At 75.3% G+C, this 4,241-nt stretch carries 4 protein-coding genes; all 4 read left to right on the top strand.

Going from position 1 to position 4,241, the window contains the following annotated elements:
* Positions 1 to 465: D-alanyl-D-alanine carboxypeptidase family protein (locus IDM29_RS15345; RefSeq protein ID WP_188037739.1), on the top strand; the 465-nt coding region annotated here is incomplete at its 5' end.
* A gap of 25 nt (positions 466 to 490) precedes the next feature.
* Complete coding sequence (locus IDM29_RS15340; protein WP_182113889.1) at positions 491 to 2,197, top strand: DUF885 domain-containing protein; 1,707 nt, start codon at positions 491 to 493, stop codon at positions 2,195 to 2,197.
* Positions 2,198 to 2,310: 113 nt separating this feature from the next.
* Positions 2,311 to 2,727, top strand: a complete 417-nt coding sequence (locus tag IDM29_RS15335; RefSeq protein WP_182113888.1) for a ChaB family protein — start codon at positions 2,311 to 2,313, stop codon at positions 2,725 to 2,727.
* A 48-nt stretch (positions 2,728 to 2,775) separates the two neighbouring features.
* Complete coding sequence (locus IDM29_RS15330) at positions 2,776 to 3,792, top strand: magnesium and cobalt transport protein CorA (RefSeq protein ID WP_182113887.1); 1,017 nt, start codon at positions 2,776 to 2,778, stop codon at positions 3,790 to 3,792.
* The last annotated feature ends 449 nt before the right edge of the window (positions 3,793 to 4,241 follow it).

The following is a 4,241-nucleotide window of genomic DNA, read 5'->3' as shown; positions in this document are numbered from 1 at the left end:
CAGGCGCAGGCGCAGGCGCAGGCCGAGCTCGCGCGGCGCGTCGACGCGGTGCGCGACGCGCCCAACGGCGCGATCCCCGCCAGCGCGCTCTGCGGCGTCGACTTCGCCCCGCGGGTCCAGCTGCGGTGCGACGCGGCCGCGGCGCTCGAGCAGCTCAACGTGGCGTTCCGCGCCCACTTCGGGCGCGACCTGGGGGTGTCCTCGTCCTACCGCGACCTCGCCTCGCAGGCGGCGGTGAGGCAGGCCCGCGGCAGCCTCGCGGCGGCGGCCGGCACGTCCAACCACGGGCTCGGCCTGGCCGTGGACCTCGAGGGGTTCGGGTCGCTGGGGCAGTTCGACCGCCCGACGTACCGGTGGATGCGCGAGAACGCGGGCGCCTACGGCTGGCACCACCCCTCGTACATGCAGCCCGGCGGCGCCGGGCCGGCCGAACCGTGGCACTGGGAGTACGACACGGAGGACTGAGCCGACCTCGGTTACCGTGCGAGGCATGACAGCACCCGCGCCGCAGCCCACCGACGCCCGCGAGCCCGACGGGACGCCGACGGCCCGCGAGGTCGCCGACCGGTGGGTCGACACGCTCGTCGAGCTCGACCCCTCGGTGAGCACGGCCCTGGGGGTCCGGCCCCACGAGCACCGCATGCCCGACCTGTCCCCCGCCGGGCTCGAGGAGCGGGCGGACGCCGCCCGCTCGGCCCTCGCGGACCTGGCGCGCGCCCGGGTCACCGACGAGGACGACCGCCGGTGCGCGACCCTGCTCGCCGAGCGCCTGGGCTCCCAGCTCGCGCTCCACGAGGCCGGCGAGGACCTGGTCAGCCTGCGGCCGATCGCCTCGCCCGTGCACCAGCTCCAGTCCCTGTTCCTCATGATGCCGACGCAGGACGAGGAGGACTGGCGCACCGTCGGCCGCCGGCTCGACGCCGTGCCCGAGTGCGCGCGCAGCTACCGGGCGCAGCTCGCGGCGGGCCTGACGTCCGGCCGCACGAGCGCGCCGCGCCAGGCGGAGGCCGTGGTCGGCCAGCTGGGCGCGTGGCTCACCGGGCGCGGGTGGCACGCCGGGTTCGTCGAGGCCGCGCCCGAGTCGCTGCGGCCCGAGCTCGACGCGGCCGCGGCCCGGGCCGGGGACGGGGTGGCGGAGCTGCGCGACTGGATCGCGCAGACCTACCTGCCCGGATGCGCCGGAACCCCGGACGGCGTCGGACGAGAGCGCTACCTGCTCGGGGCCAGGGCCGCGACCGGCGCGCAGGTCGACCCGGAGGAGGCCTACGCGTGGGGCTGGGAGGAGCTGGCGCGCATCGAGGCCGAGATGGCCGCCGAGGCCGACCGGGTGCTGCCGGGCGCGACGCCGGCGCAGGCCCTGGCCCACCTCGACGTCCACGGCGAGGCCGTCGAGGGCGTGGACGAGGTGCGCGCGTGGCTCCAGGCGATGATGGACCGCGCCATCGCCGAGCTCGACGGCACGGTGGTCGACGTCGCCGAGCCCGTGCGGCGGGTCGAGGCGATGATCGCGCCGCCGGGCGCGGCCGCGGCGCCGTACTACACCCGCCCCTCGCTCGACTTCAGCCGGCCGGGCCGCACCTGGCTGCCGACGCTCGGCCGCACCCGCTTCCCCACGTGGGACCTCATCAGCACCTGGTACCACGAGGGCGTGCCGGGCCATCACCTCCAGCTCGGCCAGTGGGCGTACCGTGCCGCGGAGCTCTCGCGCTACCAGGTCAGCCTCGGCTCGGTCTCGGCCACGACGGAGGGCTGGGCGCTGTACGCCGAGCGGCTCATGGACGAGCTCGGCTACCTGACGGACCCGGGCGCGCGCCTGGGCTACCTCGACGGTCAGCGCATGCGGGCCGTCCGCGTGGTGATCGACATCGGCATGCACCTGTCCCTCCCGGTCCCGGCCGCCGTCGCGTCCGCACCCGGCGAGCGGTGGACCGCCGAGCTCGGCGAGGAGTTCTTCGCGGCCCGCAGCGGCTCGCCCCGCGCCTTCGTGCACAGCGAGATCGTCCGGTACCTCGGGTGGCCCGGCCAGGCCATCAGCTACAAGCTCGGCGAGCGGGCATGGCTCGCCGGCCGCGAGGCCGCCCGCGCCCGCCACGCGGCGAGCGGCGCGGACTTCGACCTGCGGGCGTGGCACACCGCCGCGCTCGGGCTCGGGTCGCTCGGCCTGGACGACCTCGCGCGGGAGCTCGCCGCGCTCTGAGGCCGCGCCCGGACCGCGCCGGGTGACCGCGTGCGCCGGCGGGCCTGCGGTGGCGCGGGCCTGCCGACCGGCTCATCGTGGAGCCACGGCCGTCACCACCAGGGAGGACTGAGATGCCCAAGACGACGCGACGCGGCACGGCCAAGCAGGAGGAGCTGCCGTCGACCCTGCAGCGGTCGGACGCCAAGGCGCAGCGCACCTTCGCCAAGGCCCACGACTCGGCGGCGGACGAGTACGGCGAGGGCGAGCGCGCCCACCGCGTCGCGTACTCCGCGCTCAAGCACACCCACGAGAAGGTCGGCGACCACTGGGAGCCCAAGGACGAGAACGGGCCGTCGGACCGCAAGGCCGCCGGGGGGCGCGGCACCCGCGCCGAGACGTCCGGCGGCGTGGACGCCAACGCCTCGAAGCGCCACCTGTACGACGTCGCGAAGCGGCTGGAGGTCGCAGGACGATCGAGCATGACCAAGGACGAGCTGGTCGACGCCATCGGCAAGGAGAACGCGCGCCGCACGCGCAGCGCCCGCTAGGTTCCCGGGTGGCCCCGGCGACGTCGTGGCACGAGGACAGGAGCGGGCATGGGCATCGTCGACAACGCGATCTACGTCGACGGCAAGCGGCACTCGGAGCCGATGGGTCTCGAGGAGACGTACGAGGCCATACGCGCCACGGGCGGGATGGCCTGGATCGGGATGTACCGGCCGCACGAGTCCGAGCTGGCCTCGGTGGCCCGGGAGTTCGACATCCACCCGCTCGCGGTCGAGGACACGGTCAAGGCGCACCAGCGCCCCAAGCTCGAGCGCTACGGCGACGTCCTGTTCGCGGTGCTCCGGCCCGCGCGGTACCTCGACGCGGACGAGAGCGTCGAGTTCGGCGAGCTGCACGTGTTCCTCGGCCCCGGCGTGGTCGTGACGGTGCGCCACGCCGAGTCCCCCGACCTCGCCGAGGTGCGCCGCCGGATGGAGGCCGCGCCGGAGCTGCTGCGACTCGGGCCCGAGGCCGTGCTCTACGCCATCCTCGACGAGGTCGTCGACGAGTACGGGCCCGTGGTCGCGGGGCTCGAGAACGACATCGACGAGATCGAGGACCAGCTCTTCGCGGGCGACCGGGCCGTCTCGCGCCGCATCTACGAGCTGCTCCGCGAGGTGATGGCGTTCCAGCGCGCCACGCACCCGCTCCTCGGGATGCTGGCCGCGCTCGAGGCGGGCGCGGACGAGTACCACGTCGACGAGGAGCTCCGCCGCCACCTGCGCGACGTCCAGGACCACGTCGTGCGGGTCGTCGAGCGGGCGGACGGCTTCCGCGCGCTGCTGCAGAACGCGCTGTCGGTCAACGCGACGGTCGTCACCGAGCGGCAGAACGAGGAGGTCCGCGCGATGACCGAGGCGAGCCTCGCGCAGAACGAGGAGGTCAAGAAGATCTCCGCGTGGGCCGCCATCCTCTTCGCGCCCACGCTCGTGGGGACGGTCTACGGCATGAACTTCGAGCACATGCCCGAGCTGACCTGGCCCTGGGCGTACCCGGCCGCCCTCGGGCTCATGGTCCTGGGGTCCGTCGTCCTGCACGCCTACTTCCGGTCCCGGCGCTGGCTGTGAGGTACTCAGCCCCGCTCCCTGGCGGCGTGAGCCCCGGCGGGGCGGCCGTGATGGAACCGTGACCAACGCGCGGAACGGTTCACCGGGGGGCCTGCCCAACCCCTGACGCGATCGGTGTGCGGGTCATGTGAAGGGCGCTCCCTCGATTCGTCCGACGGGCCTCCGGCGTGTGCCAATGGACAGCAGACCTCGAACCCCGTCGCGCGAAGCCCCCAGGCGAGCCCGGCAGCGCCCCCGGACCCGCCCGCGCCGTCCGCCCCTCGACGATCAAGGATCCCCCCGCTTTGCAGCACGAGCCCCAGCAGTCGGCCATGCCGTCCGCGTCCGCGAACCCTGGGCACCCCACCGCACCGACCGGCCCCACGCGCCGCTCGCTCCGCCTCGCGGCGGCACGCGTCGCCGCCGCCGCGGTCGACGACGCAGCCGCTGCCGCCGCGCGTCCGGCCACC

This window comes from Actinotalea sp. JY-7885 (assembly GCF_014525465.1).
In the GTDB taxonomy this organism is placed as follows: domain Bacteria; phylum Actinomycetota; class Actinomycetes; order Actinomycetales; family Cellulomonadaceae; genus Actinotalea.
The sequence above is the reverse complement of the archived record's forward strand: the minus strand, read 5'-3'. Positions and strand labels throughout refer to the sequence as shown.

What these genes read in the sequence shown, in the direction of transcription:
- IDM29_RS15340 (WP_182113889.1), top strand. Translation starts at nt 491, where the DNA reads ATGACAGCACCCGCGCCGCAGCCCACCGACGCCCGCGAGCCCGACGGG.
- IDM29_RS15335 (WP_182113888.1), top strand. Translation starts at nt 2,311, where the DNA reads ATGCCCAAGACGACGCGACGCGGCACGGCCAAGCAGGAGGAGCTGCCG.
- IDM29_RS15330 (WP_182113887.1), top strand. Translation starts at nt 2,776, where the DNA reads ATGGGCATCGTCGACAACGCGATCTACGTCGACGGCAAGCGGCACTCG.